The organism is Candidatus Methylomirabilota bacterium (assembly GCA_035936835.1).
GTDB lineage: Bacteria > Methylomirabilota > Methylomirabilia > Rokubacteriales > CSP1-6 > AR37.
Window position 1 is genome coordinate 24,903 of the sequence record DASYVT010000125.1, and the last position, 17,585, is coordinate 42,487.

Here is a 17,585-nt window from a genome sequence, read left to right on the forward strand (position 1 = left end):
GCGCGTGAACACGATGACAGGCGAGCGGGTGGAGGAAGATCCCATGGCGGGGGAGCGGGGCGCGGCGTACCGGCAGTGGCTCGCCGAGCGCACGACCGCCGTGCTGGGCGTCGCGCGGAGCGGCGTCGCCGCCGCGCGCCTGATCCGACGCCTGGGCGGCCGCGTGCTCGCCTCGGACTCGGGAGCCCGCGAATCGCTCTCCGCCGAAGCGCGCGACCTCGAGCATCTGGGGTGCGCTCTCTGGACCGGCGGGCACCCGGACGCGGCCTTCGCGGGCGCCGACCTCGTGGTCGTGAGCCCCGGCGTGCCGCTCGAGCTGCCGGCGCTCGAGGCCGCGCGGGCCCGCGGCGTGCCGGTCATTGGGGAGCTCGAGCTCGGATGGCGCGTCATGGAGGCGGACCTCATCGCCATCACGGGCACCAACGGCAAGACGACCACGACGGTGCTGACGGGCGAGCTCGTCGGCGGCACCGTGCGGCCGCTCCTGGTCGGCGGCAACATCGGCACGCCGCTCTGCGCCCACGCCCTCGACTTCCCGGCGGACGGCCTCGTCGTGGCGGAGGCGTCGTCCTTCCAGCTCGATACGACCGAGCTGCTGCGGCCGCGCGTGGCGGCGGTGCTCAACGTCACGCCCGACCACCTGGACCGCCACAAGACCTTCGGGCGCTACCTCGAGGCCAAGTCGAGGATCTTCGCCAACCAGACGCCCGCCGACTGCGCGGTGCTGAACGCCGACGATCCGGTCGCGGCGTCGCTCGCCCCCCGTACCCGCGCGCGCGTCCTCTGGTTCAGCCGGCTCACGCCGCTCGACCACGGCGTCTTCGTCCGCGACGGGTGGATCGTCGCCAAGCTCAACGGCCGCGTCGAGGAGATCTGCCCGCTCGACGAGATTCTGCTGCGCGGCCAGCACAACGTCGAGAACGTGCTGGCGGCCGCCGCGTGCGCCCTGTGGACCGGGCTCTCTCCCGAGTCCATCCGCCGCGGCATCGGCGCGTTCCGGGGCGTCGCCCACCGCATCGAGCGCGTCCTCGACGAGCGCGGTGTCACGTACTACAACGACTCGAAGGGCACCAACGTCGCCTCGACCATCAAGGCGCTCGAGAGCTTTACGGAGCCCGTCATCCTGATCGCGGGCGGCAAGGGCAAGGGGCAGGACTTCGGCCCGCTCGGGCAAGCCGCCCGCGGCCGCGTGCGCCAGGCCGTGCTGATCGGGGCGGACCGCGCCCAGATCCGCGCCGTCCTTGAGGCCGCGGGTGTCCCGTGCGTGGACGCGGGCTCGATGCAGGAGGCGGTGGCGGCGGCGCGTTCCCTGGGCGGCGTCGGGGACGTCGTCCTGCTCTCGCCGGCCTGCGCCTCCTTCGACATGTTCAACAGCTACGAGCACCGCGGCGAAGTCTTCAAGACCGTCGTCCACGAGCTTGCCAATGCCTAGGAAGCTCACGCCCGACCTGTGGCTCTTCGCCCTCGTGCTGGCCCTGGTGTCGCTCGGGGTCGTGATGGTCTACTCGGCCAGCGCCATCATGGCCGCCGACCGCTTCCACGACCCGCTGTACTTCCTCAAGAAGCAGCTCTTCTGGGCCGTGCTCGGCGTCTGCGCGCTCTGGGCCGGCATGCTCTTCGACTACCGCCGGCTGGAGCGCTTCGTGGTGCCGCTGCTGGCGGTGTCCTTCGTGCTGCTGGTGCTGGTGCTCGTGCCGCCCTTCGGCCAGGAGATCAACGGCACGCGGCGGTGGTTCCGCGCCGGTCCCGTGTCCTTCCAGCCGGTGGAGCTGGCGAAGTTCTCGCTGCTGCTCTACCTCGCGGCCTTTCTGACGCGCCGCCAGGAGATGCTCGAGACCTTCAGCCAGGGCCTGCTGCCGCTCCTTCTCGTGGCGGGCGGCATGGCGGGGCTGACCATGCTCCAGCCCGACATGGGCAACGCCATGGTGCTCGTGACCCTGACGCTGGCCCTGGCCTATCTGGGCGGCGCGCGCGTCTATCACATGGGCCTGATCGCGGCCGCGGCGCTGCCGATGATCGCAGCAGCTATTGCAATGAAGCCCTACCGCCTGCGGCGCATGGTCGCCTTCATGAACCCGTGGAACGACCCGCAGGGCTCGGGCTTCCAGATCATCCAGTCCTTCCTCGCCCTGGCCTCGGGCGGGTGGCTCGGGCGCGGGCTGGGCGAGTCCAAGCAGAAGCTCTTCTACCTGCCGGAGGCCCACACCGATTTCATCTTCGCCATCGTCGGCGAGGAGCTGGGGTTAGCAGGCGCCGTGGTCGTGGTGGCGCTCTTCGTGCTCCTCGTGTGGCGGGGCCTGCGGATCGGGCTGCGCGCGCCGGACGCCTTCGGCAGCTACCTGGCGCTCGGACTAACCATCATGCTCGCGACCCAGACCCTCGTGAACCTCGGCGTGGTGACGGGGGCCCTGCCGACCAAGGGGCTGCCGCTGCCCTTCATCTCTTCCGGAGGCTCGGCGCTCCTCATGGCGCTCTTCTCGACGGGTGTCTTGCTGAACATCTCGCAGCACGCGGGGACCGTGTAGCCATGTTCAAGAAGTACCAGCAGATCCACTTCGTGGGCATCGGGGGCATCGGCATGAGCGGCATCGCCGAGGTGCTGCTGACCCTGGGCTACCGCGTGACGGGCTCCGACCAGAAGCGGGGCGAGGCCGTGGAAAGGCTCGAGCGCCTGGGCGCCAAGATCTTCGCCGGCCACGAGCCCAGCCACGTCGAGGGCGCGCACGTCGTCGTCTACTCCTCCGCCGTCGCGCGCGCCAACGTCGAGGTGCAGGTGGCGCGCCAGCGCGGCGTGCCCGTCATCGCGCGCGCCGAGATGCTGGCCGAGCTGATGCGGCTCAAGTACGGGATCGCCATCGCCGGCACCCACGGCAAGACCACGACCACCTCCATGGTGGCGGCGGTGCTGGGGGCGGCGGGGCTCGATCCGACCGTGGTGGTGGGCGGGCGCGTCCTCGGCCTCGGGGCCAACGCCCGGCTCGGGCAGGGCGAGTTCCTCGTGGCCGAGGCGGACGAGTCGGACGGCTCCTTCCTCAAGCTCACGCCGACCATCGCGGTCGTGACGACGGTCGACGCCGAGCACCTCGACTACTACGCCGACCTCGACGCGGTCCGCGCCGCCTTCCTCACCTTCGTGAACAAGGTGCCGTTCTACGGCTCGGCCGTGCTCTGCCTCGACCAGCCCAACATCCAGCAGATGATCCCGCTGATCGAGAAGCGGGTCGTGACGTACGGGCTCGAGTCCGGCGCCGATATCACGGCGCGCAGGCTGTCCTTCTCCGGTATGCAGTCGCGGTTCGAGATCCTGCACCGGGGCAAGACGCTGGGCGCGGCGACCATCCAAGTGCCGGGCCGGCACAACGTGCTCAACGCGCTCGCCGCCGTCGGCGTGGGCCTCGACCTCGAGGTGCCCTTCGAGCGCATCCAGCAGGCGCTGTCCGGATTCGCGGGCGTCCAGCGCCGCTTCCAGATCCGAGGCGAGGCGGCGGGCGTCCTCGTCGTGGACGACTACGGGCATCACCCCGCCGAGATCCGCGCCACCCTGGCCGCCGCCAAGGCCGGGTTCGACCGGCGCGTGCTCACGGTGTTCCAGCCTCACCGGTACACCCGGACCCAGCACCTGCGGCAGGAGTTCTTCACGGCCTTCTACCAGTCGGACGTGCTGATCGTCATGGACATCTATGCCGCCGGCGAGGCGCCGATCCCGGGCGTGCACGCGACGGACCTCGCGGACGGCATCGCGGCCCACGGTCACCGGGAAGTCCTCTACATGGACGGCGACCGGGCCGGCATCCTCAACTACCTGTGCGAATCCACCCGTCCCGGCGATCTCGTGCTGACCTTGGGCGCCGGGGACGTCGGCCAGCTGGGCGCGGAGCTTCTCACGCGCCTCAACGATCCGCGCGACCAGTCGAACAGGAGGTAGCCCATGCTCGGAGAGATACGGGGCGAGGTTCGGTTCAAAGAACCCCTCAGCTTCCATACCTCCCTTCGGATCGGAGGGCCGGCGGACATCTTCGTCGTCCCACAGGACGTCGAGGACATCCGTCTCGCGCTGGGCTTCGCGGAGCGCGATCGCCTGCCGGTGGAGATCATCGGCGGCGGCAACAACCTCCTGGTGCGCGACCGCGGCATCCGCGGTGTCGTCGTCAAGATCGAAGGCTGCCTGGGCCGCGCCGAGTTCCACGGCGAGGAGGCCGTCGCGGGCGCGGGCGTGGGGCTCTCGGCGCTGATCCGAGAGGCGGCGGCGCTCAACCTGGGCGGCATCGAGTGCCTCGTCGGCATCCCCGCGACGATCGGCGGCGCCGTGGCCATGAACGCCGGCACGGCCGACGGCTGGATCGGCGACTTCATCTCGGCCGTCTACTTCCTCCACCCGGACGGGACGCTCGGCGAGTTCAAGCCCGGCAACGGCTCCTTCGGCTACCGCGACTTCGCAGCGCCCGCGGGCGCGGTCGTGGTGGGCGCGCGGCTCCAGATGCACCGGCGGCCGCAGGCCGAGATCCAGAAGGAGATGAAGCAGCGCCTGAAGGTCAAGAAGGCGACCCAGCCGCTCGCGCTCGCGTCGGCAGGCTGCGTGTGGAAGAACCCTCACGGCGAGGTCGCCGGGCGCCTCATCGAAAAGGTGGGCCTGAAGGGCAAGCGGCTCAACGGCGCCGAGATCTCGGCCAAGCACGCCAACTTCATTGTCAACCGCGGCGGGGCGACGGCGGCCGACATCACGGCGCTCATGGACATGGCGCGCGAGCGCGTCCAGGCGCAGTTCGGCATCGCGCTCGAGCCCGAGATCCGGGTCATGGGAGAAGGATGAGCGGTCGCACCGGAGTCCTCTCGCCGCGCGGGGCCGCCCACGGCGGCCTTGCGGACCTGGCCGAGCCGACGGTGGCCATGGCCGACCAGCGGCTCGACCGCCGCCGGCGGCGCCGGCACATGCTTCGGCTGGCCCGCCGGGGCGGTGCCTGGCTCTGCGTGGGGCTGCTCGTGGTCGCGCTGGGCGGCGCGCTCGCTTCCGGCGGCCGGTGGCTCCTCATGGCGCCGCGCTTCGCCGTCGAGCGCGTCGAGGTCGCGGGGCAGAGTCAGCTCTCGGTGGATCAGGTGGTCGCAGCCTCCGGGCTCTCGCCCGGGCAGAACCTCTTCCGGCTCGACGCGCGGCGGGCGGTGGCGGGCGTCGAGGCGCTGCCGATGGTGCGCCGCGCCGAGCTGGTCCGCGCCTTCCCGAACCGCGTCACGCTGCTGGTGGAAGAGCGCCAGCCCTTCGTCCTCGTCCATGCCGGGGGTCTCCACTGGCCCGCGGGAGGGTTCTACTGGCCCGCGGGAGGATTCTACTGGGTGGACGAGCAGGGCGTGCCGCTCGGTCCGGAGACGCGGGCCGTCGCCCTCGACGCGCCCTTGGTGTCGGCCGCGGGCGCCGACGATGTCGCGGCCGCTGGTCGCACGTCGTCCGAGCGCGTGGCCGCGGGCGTGGCCCTGATACGCACGCTGATGCGCGCGCAGAGCCCGCTGCTGAGGGAGATCTCCGAAGTGGACGTGAGCCGCCCCGAGGGGCCGGTGCTCTACATGCTGGACGGCGTCGAGGTGCGGCTCGGCCGAGAAGATTGGGACGACCGCTTGGGGCGGCTCGGTGGCGTGCTGGCGCAGCTCCGCGCCTCGGGCCAAAGGGCGACGTCGATCGACCTGCGATTCCGCGACCAGGTCGTGCTGAGAACCGCGGCGAGGTAGGGGGCGCCATGGGCAGATCGCGAGGACGGCAGCTCATCACAGGGCTCGACGTGGGGACGACCAAGATCTGCTGCGTCATCGCGGAGTGGTCGTCCATCGGCACGCTCGACATTGTGGGCGTCGGTACCAGCCCCTCGCGGGGCCTTCGCAAGGGCGTCGTGGTCAACATCGACTCGACGGTCGAGAGCATCAAGCAGGCCGTCGGCGACGCCGAGGAGATGGCGGGTGTCGAGATCTCGAGCGTGATCGCGGGCGTGGCCGGGGGGCACATCCGCGGAGCCAACAGCCGGGGCGTGGTCGCCGTCTCGGGCAAGCACCGCGAGGTCAGCGCCGCCGACGTCGAGCGGGCGCTGGACGCCGCGCGCGCCATCAACCTGCCGCAGGACCGCGAGATCATCCACGCGCTGCCCCAGACCTATGTCGTGGACGACCAGGACGGGGTCAAAGAGCCGCTCGGCATGTCCGGGGTGCGGCTCGAGGTCGAGGTGCACCTGGTGACGGGCGCCACGACCTCCGTGCGGAATGTTGTCCGCAGCGTCAACCGCGCGGGGCTCCAGGTGCAGGACATCGTGCTCGAGCCGCTGGCGTCGGCCGAGGCTGTCCTCTCCGACGAGGAGAAGGAGCTCGGGATCCTGCTGATAGACCTGGGCGGTGGCACGACGGACGTCGCGCTCTTCCGCGACGGCGCCGTCTGGTACACGGGCATCCTGCCGCTGGGCGGCGACCACATCTCGAACGACGTCGCCGTGGGGCTCCGCACGCCGACGGCCGAGGCCGAGGAGCTCAAGAAGCGTCTCGGCTGCGCGCTGACTGCCCTTGTACGCGAAGACGAAGTCATCTCCGTGCCCTCGGTGGGCGGGCGCAAGGCGCGCGAGCTGTCGCGGCAGATCCTCTCCGAGATCATCCAGCCGCGCGCCGAGGAGATCTTCACCCTCGTCGCCCGCGAGCTCGCCAAGGCCGGGCTCGAGGACGCCGCCGCGGCGGGCGTCGTCGTCACGGGCGGCACCTCGATCATGCAGGGCGTGCCGGAGCTGGCCGAACAGGTCTTCGACCTGCCGGTGCGCCGCGGGCTGCCCGTGGGCATCGGCGGGCTGTCGGACGTGGTCCAGAGCCCGATCTATGCCACGGGCGTGGGCCTGGCGCTCTACGGCGCGCGCGGGCGGCGCAGCGGCGCCTCCGTGGATGACGCCGTCGGCTCCTCCGGGCTTGGGACGATGCGCAGGCTCAGGGACTGGTTTAGCGAGCTCTTCTAGCAATGGGCCCAGGCCCGCGGGGCAGGGGGAGCTCTTCCTCCAGCTGCCGCCGGGCCAGCCGCGATACTCACGCAGGGTGGTCAAGGAGGAGCCGATGGTAGAGCCACGGGGGGGGCGGCCGGTGTTCGAGCTCGAGGAAACGAAGGACAACGCCAAGATCAAGGTCATCGGTCTCGGCGGCGGCGGGTCCAACGCGATCAACCGGATGATGGAGGCCCGCTTCGCCGGCGTCGAGTTCATCGTGGCCAACACGGACCTACAGGCCCTGCGCGCGTCGCCCGCTCCCGTGAAGCTGCAGCTGGGCGCGCGCCTGACCATGGGCCTGGGCGCCGGCGCCGATCCCGAGGTGGGCAAGAACGCGGCCCTCGAGGACCGTGAGCAGATCAAGAAGCTCCTGGACGGCGCGGACATGGTTTTCGTCACCGCCGGGCTCGGCGGCGGCACAGGCACGGGCTCGGCGCCCATCGTGGCCGCGACCGCCAAGGAGATGGGCATCCTGACCGTGGCGGTCGTGACCAAGCCCTTCGCCTTCGAGGGCAGGCGCCGCTCCCAGCAGGCGGAGGCCGGGCTCGCCGAGCTGCGGGGCGTCGTCGACACGCTGATCACCATCCCCAACCAGCGCTTGCTCGCGGTGGTCGACCGCGGCACGCCGCTGATCGAGGCGTTCAAGGTCGCCGATACCGTGCTGCTCCAGGCGGTGCAGGGCATCTCGGACCTGATCCTCGTGCCCGGGCTCATCAACCTCGACTTCGCGGACGTGCGGACCATCATGGCCGGGATGGGCATGGCGCTCATGGGCGCCGGCGTCGGCAAGGGTGAGCACCGCGCGCTCGACGCGGCGCAAAAGGCCATCGCGAGTCCGCTGCTCGACGAGACCTCCATCGACGGCGCCCGCGGCATCCTGATCAACTTCACCGGCGGCTCGGACATGTCCCTGCACGAGGTCGAAGAGGCCGCGCGCATCGTCCAGGAGGCCGCGCACGAGGAGGCCCACATCATCTTCGGCGCGGTCATCGACCCGAGCCTTCAGGACGAAGTGCGCATCACGGTCATCGCCACGGGCTTCAGCGAGCGCAAGGAGGCCAACCAGCCTTCGGGCAAGGTCGTGGACATGCAGCGCGCGCCCCGTCCCGGCGCTCCCCCCAGCAAGGACTGGCGCCGCCGCGTGCCGGCCGACATCCGCGCCGAGGCCGTGGGCCAGACGGAAGAGGACCTCGACGTGCCCGCGTTCCTGAGGAGGCAAGCGGACTAGCGAGCATGCTCAAGCAGTTCAAAGAGTTCATCGCGCGCGGCAATGTCGCCGAGCTGGCGGTGGGCGTCATCATCGGCGCGGCTTTCGGCAAGATCGTGTCCTCCTTCGTTGGCGACGTCCTCATGCCGCCGATCGGCCTTCTCCTGGGCAAGGCGGAATTCGCCAACCTCTTCATCAACCTCTCGGGACAGCACTACGTGACCGTGGCCGCGGCCAAGGCGGCGGGCGCGCCGACGCTCAACTACGGGGCGTTTCTCCAGGCTATCGTGGACTTCGTGATCGTGGCCTTCGCCGTCTTCTTGCTGATCAAGCAGGTCAACCGGCTCTTCCCCCCGGCCGCGCCGGCTCACACCACGCGCCCGTGCCCGCTCTGCCTCTCGAACATCCCGCAGAAGGCCACGCGCTGCGCCCACTGCACTTCGGAGGTCAAACCGGCGTAGGCAGGCTCTCGACGTACGCGAGGTAGGGGTCGAGGCGGAACTTCCTCCCCCGTCCCACGCCGGGTCGGCGGTTCTTGACCCACAGAGAGTCTCCGGCTAAGGTCGGCCCACTCGTCCCACGAAGGAAACCGGCCCGACTCCCCCAATCGGAGGCCTCCCCGGCATGACGTGTCCCCGGTGCCAGCAGGACAACCCGATCCACGCCAGGTTCTGCCTGGGCTGCGGAGCCCACCTCGCGCTCGCCTGCGGCTCCTGTGGCGCAGAATTACCAGGGGGCGCCCGCTTCTGCCTCCAGTGCGGCCAAGCCGTAGCCGCCGGCACCGCGGCCCCGGTTCGTTCGCCCGCCCCGGAGACGTACACCCCCAAGCACCTGGCCGAGAAGATCCTCACCTCCAAGGCCGCCCTCGAGGGTGAGCGCAAGCAGGTGACGGTCCTCTTCGCCGACCTCAAGGGCTCGATGGAACTGCTCGCCGACCGCGATCCCGAAGAGGCGCGCAAGCTCCTCGACCCGGTGCTCGAACGCATGATGGACGCGGTCCACCGCTACGAGGGCACCGTCAATCAGGTCATGGGCGACGGCATCATGGCCCTCTTCGGCGCGCCCCTCGCCCACGAGGATCACGCCGTGCGGGCGTGCTATGCGGCGCTCCGGATGCAGGAGTCGGTCACGCAGTACGCGGAGGGTGTCTTCCGCTCGCACGGCGTGCCCCTCCAGATCCGCGTGGGGCTCAACTCCGGCGAGGTGGTCGTCCGCGCCATCGGGTCCGATCTGCACATGGATTACACCGCGGTCGGTCAGACGACGCACCTGGCCGCCCGCATGGAGCAGATGGCGACGCCCGGCACGATCCTGCTCGCCCCCGCGACGCTCCAGCTCGCCGAAGGCTACGTACAGGTCGCGGCCCGGGGGCCGGTCGCAGTCAAGGGCATGGCGGACCCCGTGGAAGTCTACGCGCTCACCGGGGCGAGCGCGCAGCGGACCCGGCTCCACGCGGCCGCCGCGCGGGGACTGACGCGATTCGTCGGCCGAGACGCCGAGATCGAGCAGATCCGCCGGGCGCTCGCCCTCGCGCACGATGGCCACGGCCAGCTCGTCGCCGTCGTGGGGGAACCCGGCGTGGGGAAGTCTCGCCTCGTGTACGAGTTCACCCACTCCCACCGTACCCAGGACTGGCTCATCCTGGAAGCCGGCTCCGTGTCCTACGGCAAGGCGACCAGCTACCTGCCCGTCATCGATCTCCTCAAGGCCTACTTCAAGATTCACGATCGCGAAACCCATCGCGAGATCCGAGAGAAGGTGACGGGCAAGCTCCTCACGCTGGATCGCACACTCGAGCCGATCCTGCCCGCGTTGCTGGCCCTCCTCGATGTGCCCGTCGAGGACGCCCAATGGCAGGCGCTCGATCCGCCGCAACAGCGGCAGCGCACTCTCGACGCCGTCAAGCACCTCCTGCTCCGGGAGAGCCAGGGCCAACCCGTCCTCGTGGTCTTCGAGGACCTGCACTGGATCGATGCCGAGACGCAGGCCGTGCTCGACGGTCTGGTGGAGAGTTTTCCCACGGCCAGGGTCCTGCTGCTGGTCAACTACCGGCCCGAGTACCAGCATGGCTGGGTGAGCAAGACCTACTACAGCCAGCTACGGCTCGACGCGCTCCCGCCCGAGAGTGCGGGCGAGCTCCTGAGCGTCCTCCTGGGCGACGACCCGGCGTTGGAGCCCCTCAAGCGGCTGCTGGTCAGGCGCGGCAACCCCTTCTTCATCGAGGAGAGCATCCGGACGCTGGTGGAGACGGGTGCGCTCACCCGGGAGCGCGGGGCGTATCGTCTGACGCGGGCGATCCAGGCGATCGAGGTCCCGGCGACCGTGCAGGTGATCCTGGCGGCCCGGATCGACCGGCTCCCGCCGGACGACAAGCAGCTGCTCCAGACGGCCTCGGTCATCGGCAAGGACGTGCCCTTCGTGCTGCTCCACGCCGTGGCGGAGGCGGCGGAGGATGCGGTGCAGCGGGGGCTCACCCATCTGCAGGCGGCCGAGTTTCTGTACGAGACGCGCCTCTTTCCGGATCCCGAGTACACCTTCAAGCACGCGCTCACCCATGAAGTCACCTACGGCACGCTCCTCCAGGACCGGCGCAAGACCCTGCACGCCCGCATCGTCGGCGCCATCGAGCGCTTCTATCCGGATCGGCTGATCGAGCACGTCGAGCGGCTGGCCCACCATGCCGTGCGGGGTGAGGTGTGGGAGAAGGCGGTCACGTACCTCCGGCAGGCAGGCGCCAAAGCCTTGGCGCGATCCGCCAACCGGGAGGCCGTGACGTGCTTCGAGCAGGCGCTGACGGCCCTGCAGCTTCTGCTCGAGACCCGCGAGAGGCTGGAGCAGGCCATTGATCTTCGCTTCGATCTTCGAACTGCACTGTTTCCGCTTGGAGAATTCGAGCGGATCGTCGGCTATCTCCGCGAAGCCGAAGGCCTGGCCAGGACGCTCGACGATCGACAGCGACTCGGGCAGCTGTCCGTCTATATGTGCCACAACCTTTGGATAACTGGTCATCCGACGGAGGCGCTCGCGTTCGGCCAGAGCGCCCAGGCTATTGCCGAGTCGCTTGGGGATGTTCCGCTCCAGGTGACGGGAAATCTCTACCTCGGCGTGGCCTGCCTCGGGACGGGGGACTACCGACAGGCCGAGGAGCTTCTCCTGCAAGTCCTGCAGTTGCTTGAAGGCGATCTGAGCCGGGAACGCTTTGGCCTCGCCGGATTTCCTGCCGTGGCGGCCCGCTATTTTTTGACTTGGGGGTTCGCCGACCTGGGAAAGTTGAACGAAGGGATCGCCTACGGCCAGGAAGGGATCCGCCTCGCCGAGGCACTGGATCACCCCTACAGCCTGGCCTCCATGTGCTGGGTTCTCGCCTATCTCGAGATCACCGGGGGAGACTTCAGCCACGCCGTCCGCCTGCTCGAACGCGGGCTGGCGCTGAGTCGCGAGTGGAACCTGACCTACTTTTCAGCGATAAGCACCGGGAGCCTGGGCTACGCCTACGCGCTCTCGGGGCGGATGGCCGAGGGCATCCCGTTGCTGGAGCACGCGCTGAGCGCCATTGAGACTATGGGATTGGGACTTTACCAGCCTATTTCCCTCGGGTATCTGGGCGAAGCGTACGTCCTCGCCGACCGGCTCGAGGACGCTTTCGCATTCGCCGGGCGAGCCCTGACCCTCGCCCGCGAGCGCGGTCAACGCCCCTACGAGGCATGGGCCCTCCGGCTTCTCGGCGAGATCGCCGCCCGCCGCGATCCCCCGAAGCACGCTGACGGCCACTACCGTGACGCGCTCGCGCTCGCCGGCGAGCTCGGCATGCGCCCGCTCGTCGCCCACTGCCACCTCGGCCTCGCCAAGCTCTCCCAGCGCACGGGCAAGCAGGAGCAGGCCCGCGACCACCTCACCACCGCCATCACGCTGTACCGCGAGATGGACATGCGGTTCTGGCTGAAGCAGGCGGAGGCCGAGATGCGGGAGCTGGCATGAGAGTCGTTGCGCTGTAGCTCACGGCCCGATCGGACCGCGTGAGACAATGGCCGACGCAATGACCGCTCCGCGCTTCCACGGCGACCCGCCGACGCACTTCCTCTCGCCGCTGCTCGAAGGCGCGGGAGTGCCGCATCTCTTCACCACGCGAAACTTCCCGGGCGTGACGGCCTTCAGAGAGCCGTTCCCGCCGCTCGGCCCCGACGCCACGCCCTTGCTCGCCGAGTGCGGCCTCGCTGCGGAGCCCGCGGCCTTCCTCAAGCAGGTCCACGGCGCTGATGTCCTCCGCGCGACGGAGGGTGGCTGCGTCGGGAACGCGGACGCTCTCATGAGTAATAGGCCGGGGCTGCCTATCGCGGTCTTTTCCGCCGACTGCGTGACGCTCCTGATCTACGACCCCGACGGGCGGCGGCTCGCGGTCGTCCACGCGGGCTGGCGCGGCACCGCCCAGTCGGTGGCGCGGGCGGCCGTCCTGGCGCTGGTGGAGGCGGGCGGGCGGCCCGAGGAGTTCCTGGCGGCCGTCGGACCGTCCATAGGGCCCTGCTGCTACGAGGTGGACAAGCCGGTGATCGCGCGGCTCGACGCGGCCTTTCCGGGCCGGTGGGGCGCCTGGGTCAGGTCGGTGGGCCTGGGCAAGTGGATGCTCGATCTCTGGGCCGCCAACGAGGACCAGCTCCGAAGCGCGGGGCTTCGCGGCGACAGGATAGACAACCCCCGGCTCTGCACGGGCTGCCGCACCGACCTTTTCTACTCCTACCGCCGCGGCCACAAGGGACGGCTGGTTAGCGTTGCAGCCGTGCCCCCTCACCCTACCCTCTCCCCCGCAGGGGAAGAGGGAGACCCAGCGTGCTAGAATCGGCCAACCGGACACGCACTTATGCTCGGCATACGGGGCAATCTCGAGAAGGTCCAGCAGGCGATTGAGCGCGCCTCCCGACGCGCCGGGCGCAAGCCCGATGACGTGCTGTTGATCGCCGTATCCAAGACGGTGGAGATCGCGCGGATCACGCTCGCGATCGAGGCGGGAGTCAAGGCGCTCGGCGAGAACCGCGTGCAGGAGGCGAAGGAGAAGGTCGCGGCGCTCGGGCGGCCTGTGCCCTGGCACCTGATCGGCTCGCTTCAGACCAACAAGGCCAAGGAGGCCGTCCACCTCTTCGACTGGATCCACTCGGTGGACCGCGAGGAGCTGGCCCGGGAACTCGACCGCCGCGCCCACCAGGCCGAGCGCGTGATGCGGGTGCTGGTGCAGGTGAACGTCGGCGAGGAGCCGCAGAAGGGCGGCGTGCAGCCCGCCGAACTCAAGCGGCTGCTCGACGCCATGACGGGCTGTCGCAATCTCGACGTGCGCGGGCTCATGTGCATCCCGCCCGCGGCTGACAGCGTCGAAGCCTCACGGCCCTGGTTCAAGCGGCTGCGCGAGCTGCGGGACGCCTCGGGCCTCGAGCACTGTTCCATGGGGATGAGCGGTGATTTCGAAGTAGCGATAGAGGAGGGGGCGACCATGGTGCGCGTGGGAACCGCGATCTTCGGCCCCCGCGCGCCGAGGGCGGCCGTCACGGAGGGCGGGGCGTGAGCATCAAGGGCAAACGGGTCGCGTTCCTCGGCGCGGGCAACATGGGTGAGGCGCTGATCAAGGGCCTGACCCAGACGGGCCTCGTGCCCGCCGGCTCCATCTCCGCCGCGGACCCCCGAGCGGATCACCTCGGAGAGATCGCGAAGCGCTACGGGATCCGGGCCGTCACGGACAATTCCGCGCTCGTGAGCGGCGCCGACGTGATCATCCTGGCGGTCAAGCCGCAGATCATGGCCGCCGTCCTCAAGGAGGTCGCCTCCGCCGTTGACGAGGGCAAGCTCCTGATCTCGATCGCCGCGGGCGTGGCGACGCGCAAGCTCCGGGACCAGCTCGGCAAGCCCGCGAGGCTGATCCGGGTCATGCCCAACACGCCTGCCCTCGTGCTGGAAGGCGTCACGGCCATCGCGCGCGCCGATGGCCTTCGTCCCGGCGACCTCGAAGCCGCGCAGGAGCTCTTCGCCGCCGTCGGCAAGGTCGTGGTGCTCGAGGAGAGCGCCATGGACGCCGTCACGGGACTCTCCGGCTCCGGCCCGGCCTACGTCGCCATCGCGATCGAGGCGCTGGCAGACGGCGGGGTCAAGATGGGGCTCGACCGCGCCACGGCGACGCTGCTCGCTGCGCAGACCGTGCTCGGCTCCGCGCGCTTGATCCTCGAGACGGGCGTGCACCCCGGCCAGCTCAAGGACATGGTCTCCTCGCCGGGCGGCACGACCATCGCGGGTGTCGCCGCGCTCGAGGACGGCGGGCTCCGCCGCGCCTTGATCCAGGCCGTCGAGCGCGCCACGCTGCGCTCGCGCGAGCTGGGGGCGGGCTAGCGGTGCTGCCCTTCGAGGTCGTCCGGCTCATCATGTTCGTCCTCGACATCTACACCTGGGTCATCATCGCGGCGGCCGTCATCTCCTGGGTCACCCCGAACCCGTACAATCCCGTCGTCCGCCTGCTCCGCCGCCTGACCGAGCCGGTGCTGGCGCCGATCCGCCAGCTCCTGCCGCCCTGGAAGACCTTTGGCCTCGACTTCTCGCCGATGATTGTCATCCTTCTGATCCAGTGGGTCGTCCCGATGCTGCTCCGGGCGCTGATGAACTAGCCGCAAGAGGAGACAACGAACCGTGCGTATCACGCCCATGGACATCCGCCAGCAGCAATTCACCGTGAAGATGTTCCGCGGCTTCGACACCCAGGAGGTGGACACCTTCCTGGAGGACTTGGCGGAGGACTACGAGGCTCTCCTCAAGGAGAACTCGCTGCTCAAGGAGCAGCTGCAGGCGCTCGAGGAGCGCACGCGCGGCCTCGAGGAGCGCGAGAAGGTCCTGCAGGAGACGCTCGTCACGACCCAGCGGCTCGTCGAGGAGATGAAGGACCAGGCGCGCCGCGAGGCGGCCGTCATCATCCGCGAGGCGGAGGTCCAGGCCGACAGGATCATCGACGCCTCGCGCGCGGCGGAGGGGAGCCTCCAGAGCGAGATCATCGCGCTGAAGCGTACCCGACGCCAGCTGGCCGAGGGCCTCCGCTCGACCGTGGAGATGTACCAGCGCCTGCTCGAGCAGGACCTCAAGGCCGCCGCCGGGGATGAGCCCGCGAAATCCTGAGGCCGTCCTGCTCCACGTGCGCGTCCAGCCCAAGGCCCGCGCCAACGCGGTCAAAGGCTGGCACGGGGCGGCGCTCCGCGTCAGCGTCACCGCCGCGCCGGAGGACGGCAAGGCCAACCGCGCGGTGATCGACCTCCTGGCCGAGACGTTCGACGTCGCCCCCTCGTCTATCAACCTCGTGCGCGGCGCCGCGTCGCGCGACAAGTGGTTCCGCCTGCCCCAGGGCGTGAAGATCCCGGGATGATCGCGCCGATCCGTTGGGAGCGGCACCGTCTCCTGCTCCTCGACCAACGCCTCCTTCCCGTCGAGGAGCGCATGCGCGAATACACCCGCTGGCGGGATGTCGCCGACGCCATCCGCACCCTCGTCGTCCGCGGGGCGCCGGCCATCGGCTGCGCCGCAGCTTTCGGCGTGGTGCTGGCCGCTCGCCAGAGCGCGGCGCCCGACGGCGACGGGCTCGTGGCCGACCTCGAGGAGGCGATCAAGGGGCTCGCGGCCACGCGGCCCACCGCGGTCAACCTCTTCTGGGCGCTCGACCGGATGCGTGGCGTCGCCGAGGCGCACCGCGCGCTCCCGGTGCCCGCGTTGAGAGAGCGCCTCCTCGGCGAGGCGCGGGCCATCCTCGACGAGGACCTGGCGGGCAACAAGGCGCTCGGGGCCCACGGCGCGGCGCTCGTGCCGGAGCGGGCCCGCATCCTCACGCACTGCAACGCGGGCGCGCTGGCGACGGCCGGGTTCGGGACGGCGTTGGGCGTGATACGCGCCGCTCACGAGCACGGGCGCGTCGCCCTCGTGTGGGTGGACGAGTCGCGGCCGGTGATGCAGGGCTCGCGGCTCACCGCCTGGGAGATGGTCAAGGAGGGCATCCCGCATCGGCTGATCTCGGACGTGGCGGCGGGCTTCGTCATGAAGCAGGGCGAGGTGGACCTCGTCATCGTGGGCGCGGACCGCATCGCCGCGAACGGCGACACGGCCAACAAGATCGGGACCTACTCGGTCGCCGTGCTGGCCAGCCACCACGGCATCCCGTTCTACGTCGCGGCGCCGTTGTCCACCATTGACCCGTCGATCCCGTCGGGAGCCGGCATCCCCATCGAGGAGCGCGGCGGTGACGAGGTCCGCTGCTTCGGCGGCCGTCAGACGGCGCCCGCCGAGACGCCCGTCTACAACCCCGCGTTCGACGTGACGCCGGCCGAGCTCATCGCCGGCATCATCACCGAGCGGGGAGTCTTCCGCTTCCCGTACTCCTTTAAGTAGGGCCGTGTCCGGCAACCGGCACCCGGAAGCCGCCCGGCGCTACCACGACGCTACCGCGCATTCGCCGCAGTCCGTCCGCGCAGGCTCCCGCGGGCTCGACTGGGATACCAAGCCCGAGCCGTTCAAGATCTACCCCGGCCTGCCGGTCGTCGCCCTGCCTCGCGACTTCCCCGTGCCGGCTCTCGATGCGCTGGCGGCCATCTCGACCGAGCCGGCCGGCGCGGCCCCGCTCGACCTCGAGCGCCTCGCCGCGCTGCTCTTGTTCTCGGCCGGCGTCACCAAGCGCACGAGCTATCCGGGCGGCGGCGCCATGTACTTCCGCGCGGCGCCGTCAACCGGGGCTCTGTATCAGACGGAGGTCTACGTGGTCGCGGGCGATGTGGCGGGGCTCGCGCCCGGGGTCTACCACTTCTCGCCTGGCGACTTCGCGCTGCGGCGCCTGCGCGAGGGAGATTTCCGCGGCGCCCTCGCCATCGCCGCTGCCGACGACGACCTGGCCTCGCGTCCGGCGACGCTGATCCTCTCCGCCATCTACTGGCGCAACACCTGGAAGTACCAGGCGCGGGGCTACCGCCACCTCTTCTGGGACTCGGGCAGCATGCTGTCCAACCTGCTCGCAGCCGCGACGGCGCTCGACCTGCCCGCGCGCGCGATCACCGGGTTCGTGGACCTCGAGGTCAACGGGCTTCTCGCTCTCGACGCGGAGAAGGAAGGCGCGCTCCTGCTGGCGCCCGTGGGCGGGCAGGGGAGGCCCGCTCCGGTGTCTCCCGTCATCACCGCGATCACGCCGGAGGTGATCCCGCTGTCGTCCTCCGAGGTGGACTATCCGCTGCTTCGATATGCGTATGAGAACTCATCGCTCGACGGCGAGAGCGAGGTGCAGGCCTGGCGGGAGGCGTCGTGGCAGCGGCGGTCCCTGGCGGGCGCCCTCGTGGCGCTGCCCACGCCGCGCCCGTCGGCGGGCCGCGCGCTCGCTGAGACCATCA

General features: G+C 70.3%; 17 protein-coding genes. All 17 read left to right on the forward strand.

Annotated features, from left to right (window positions below):
• Window positions 1-13: 13 nt before the first annotated feature.
• On the forward strand, window positions 14-1,432 hold the full coding sequence (gene murD / locus VGV06_10700) for a UDP-N-acetylmuramoyl-L-alanine--D-glutamate ligase (GenBank protein ID HEV2055624.1): 1,419 nt from the start codon (window positions 14-16) through the stop codon (window positions 1,430-1,432).
• Window positions 1,425-2,525 (forward strand): putative lipid II flippase FtsW, encoded by a 1,101-nt coding sequence (gene ftsW, locus VGV06_10705; protein HEV2055625.1) that lies wholly within the window; start codon window positions 1,425-1,427, stop codon window positions 2,523-2,525. Before murD ends, ftsW begins: the two co-directional genes overlap by 8 nt.
• Before the next feature lie 2 nt (window positions 2,526-2,527).
• Window positions 2,528-3,925, forward strand: coding sequence for a UDP-N-acetylmuramate--L-alanine ligase (murC, locus tag VGV06_10710; GenBank protein ID HEV2055626.1), 1,398 nt, complete (start codon window positions 2,528-2,530; stop codon window positions 3,923-3,925).
• A 3-nt stretch (window positions 3,926-3,928) separates the two neighbouring features.
• Window positions 3,929-4,810, forward strand: a complete 882-nt coding sequence (murB, locus tag VGV06_10715; protein ID HEV2055627.1) for a UDP-N-acetylmuramate dehydrogenase — start codon at window positions 3,929-3,931, stop codon at window positions 4,808-4,810.
• A complete protein-coding gene (locus VGV06_10720; protein HEV2055628.1) occupies window positions 4,807-5,718 on the forward strand; it encodes a cell division protein FtsQ/DivIB in 912 nt (303 codons plus the stop codon). Before murB ends, VGV06_10720 begins: the two co-directional genes overlap by 4 nt.
• Before the next feature lie 8 nt (window positions 5,719-5,726).
• On the forward strand, window positions 5,727-6,971 hold the full coding sequence (ftsA, locus tag VGV06_10725; GenBank protein ID HEV2055629.1) for a cell division protein FtsA: 1,245 nt from the start codon (window positions 5,727-5,729) through the stop codon (window positions 6,969-6,971).
• A 94-nt stretch (window positions 6,972-7,065) separates the two neighbouring features.
• Entirely contained in the window at window positions 7,066-8,223 is a 1,158-nt protein-coding gene (ftsZ, locus tag VGV06_10730) for a cell division protein FtsZ (protein ID HEV2055630.1), read from the forward strand.
• Between the two features lie 5 nt (window positions 8,224-8,228).
• Entirely contained in the window at window positions 8,229-8,663 is a 435-nt protein-coding gene (gene mscL, locus VGV06_10735; protein ID HEV2055631.1) for a large conductance mechanosensitive channel protein MscL, read from the forward strand.
• A 163-nt stretch (window positions 8,664-8,826) separates the two neighbouring features.
• Complete coding sequence (locus VGV06_10740; GenBank protein HEV2055632.1) at window positions 8,827-12,180, forward strand: adenylate/guanylate cyclase domain-containing protein; 3,354 nt, start codon at window positions 8,827-8,829, stop codon at window positions 12,178-12,180.
• A 58-nt stretch (window positions 12,181-12,238) separates the two neighbouring features.
• Complete coding sequence (gene pgeF, locus VGV06_10745; protein HEV2055633.1) at window positions 12,239-13,033, forward strand: peptidoglycan editing factor PgeF; 795 nt, start codon at window positions 12,239-12,241, stop codon at window positions 13,031-13,033.
• Window positions 13,034-13,057: 24 nt separating this feature from the next.
• Window positions 13,058-13,753, forward strand: coding sequence for a YggS family pyridoxal phosphate-dependent enzyme (locus VGV06_10750; GenBank protein ID HEV2055634.1), 696 nt, complete (start codon window positions 13,058-13,060; stop codon window positions 13,751-13,753).
• A 2-nt stretch (window positions 13,754-13,755) separates the two neighbouring features.
• Window positions 13,756-14,568, forward strand: a complete 813-nt coding sequence (gene proC / locus VGV06_10755) for a pyrroline-5-carboxylate reductase (GenBank protein ID HEV2055635.1) — start codon at window positions 13,756-13,758, stop codon at window positions 14,566-14,568.
• A gap of 2 nt (window positions 14,569-14,570) precedes the next feature.
• The gene (locus tag VGV06_10760) at window positions 14,571-14,840 is read left to right on the forward strand and encodes a YggT family protein (GenBank protein HEV2055636.1); all 270 of its coding nucleotides are present in this window, start codon (window positions 14,571-14,573) and stop codon (window positions 14,838-14,840) included.
• Window positions 14,841-14,862: 22 nt separating this feature from the next.
• Window positions 14,863-15,342: a DivIVA domain-containing protein gene (locus VGV06_10765; GenBank protein ID HEV2055637.1), complete on the forward strand. Its 480-nt coding sequence runs from the start codon at window positions 14,863-14,865 to the stop codon at window positions 15,340-15,342.
• On the forward strand, window positions 15,323-15,586 hold the full coding sequence (locus tag VGV06_10770; GenBank protein ID HEV2055638.1) for a DUF167 domain-containing protein: 264 nt from the start codon (window positions 15,323-15,325) through the stop codon (window positions 15,584-15,586). The genes VGV06_10765 and VGV06_10770 overlap by 20 nt, the downstream gene beginning before the upstream one ends.
• The gene (gene mtnA / locus VGV06_10775; GenBank protein HEV2055639.1) at window positions 15,583-16,599 is read left to right on the forward strand and encodes an S-methyl-5-thioribose-1-phosphate isomerase; all 1,017 of its coding nucleotides are present in this window, start codon (window positions 15,583-15,585) and stop codon (window positions 16,597-16,599) included. Before VGV06_10770 ends, mtnA begins: the two co-directional genes overlap by 4 nt.
• Before the next feature lie 4 nt (window positions 16,600-16,603).
• Window positions 16,604-17,585, forward strand: a 982-nt coding sequence (locus VGV06_10780) for a SagB/ThcOx family dehydrogenase (GenBank protein HEV2055640.1), incomplete at its 3' end; no start/stop codon positions are given.

Excerpts from the sequence above, each read along its gene's own strand:
- murD (HEV2055624.1), top strand. The coding sequence starts at position 14 with ATGACAGGCGAGCGGGTGGAGGAAGATCCCATGGCGGGGGAGCGGGGC.
- ftsW (HEV2055625.1), top strand. The coding sequence starts at position 1,425 with ATGCCTAGGAAGCTCACGCCCGACCTGTGGCTCTTCGCCCTCGTGCTG.
- murC (HEV2055626.1), top strand. The coding sequence starts at position 2,528 with ATGTTCAAGAAGTACCAGCAGATCCACTTCGTGGGCATCGGGGGCATC.
- murB (HEV2055627.1), top strand. The coding sequence starts at position 3,929 with ATGCTCGGAGAGATACGGGGCGAGGTTCGGTTCAAAGAACCCCTCAGC.
- VGV06_10720 (HEV2055628.1), top strand. The coding sequence starts at position 4,807 with ATGAGCGGTCGCACCGGAGTCCTCTCGCCGCGCGGGGCCGCCCACGGC.
- ftsA (HEV2055629.1), top strand. The coding sequence starts at position 5,727 with ATGGGCAGATCGCGAGGACGGCAGCTCATCACAGGGCTCGACGTGGGG.
- ftsZ (HEV2055630.1), top strand. The coding sequence starts at position 7,066 with ATGGTAGAGCCACGGGGGGGGCGGCCGGTGTTCGAGCTCGAGGAAACG.
- mscL (HEV2055631.1), top strand. The coding sequence starts at position 8,229 with ATGCTCAAGCAGTTCAAAGAGTTCATCGCGCGCGGCAATGTCGCCGAG.
- VGV06_10740 (HEV2055632.1), top strand. The coding sequence starts at position 8,827 with ATGACGTGTCCCCGGTGCCAGCAGGACAACCCGATCCACGCCAGGTTC.
- pgeF (HEV2055633.1), top strand. The coding sequence starts at position 12,239 with ATGACCGCTCCGCGCTTCCACGGCGACCCGCCGACGCACTTCCTCTCG.
- VGV06_10750 (HEV2055634.1), top strand. The coding sequence starts at position 13,058 with ATGCTCGGCATACGGGGCAATCTCGAGAAGGTCCAGCAGGCGATTGAG.
- VGV06_10770 (HEV2055638.1), top strand. The coding sequence starts at position 15,323 with ATGAGCCCGCGAAATCCTGAGGCCGTCCTGCTCCACGTGCGCGTCCAG.
- mtnA (HEV2055639.1), top strand. The coding sequence starts at position 15,583 with ATGATCGCGCCGATCCGTTGGGAGCGGCACCGTCTCCTGCTCCTCGAC.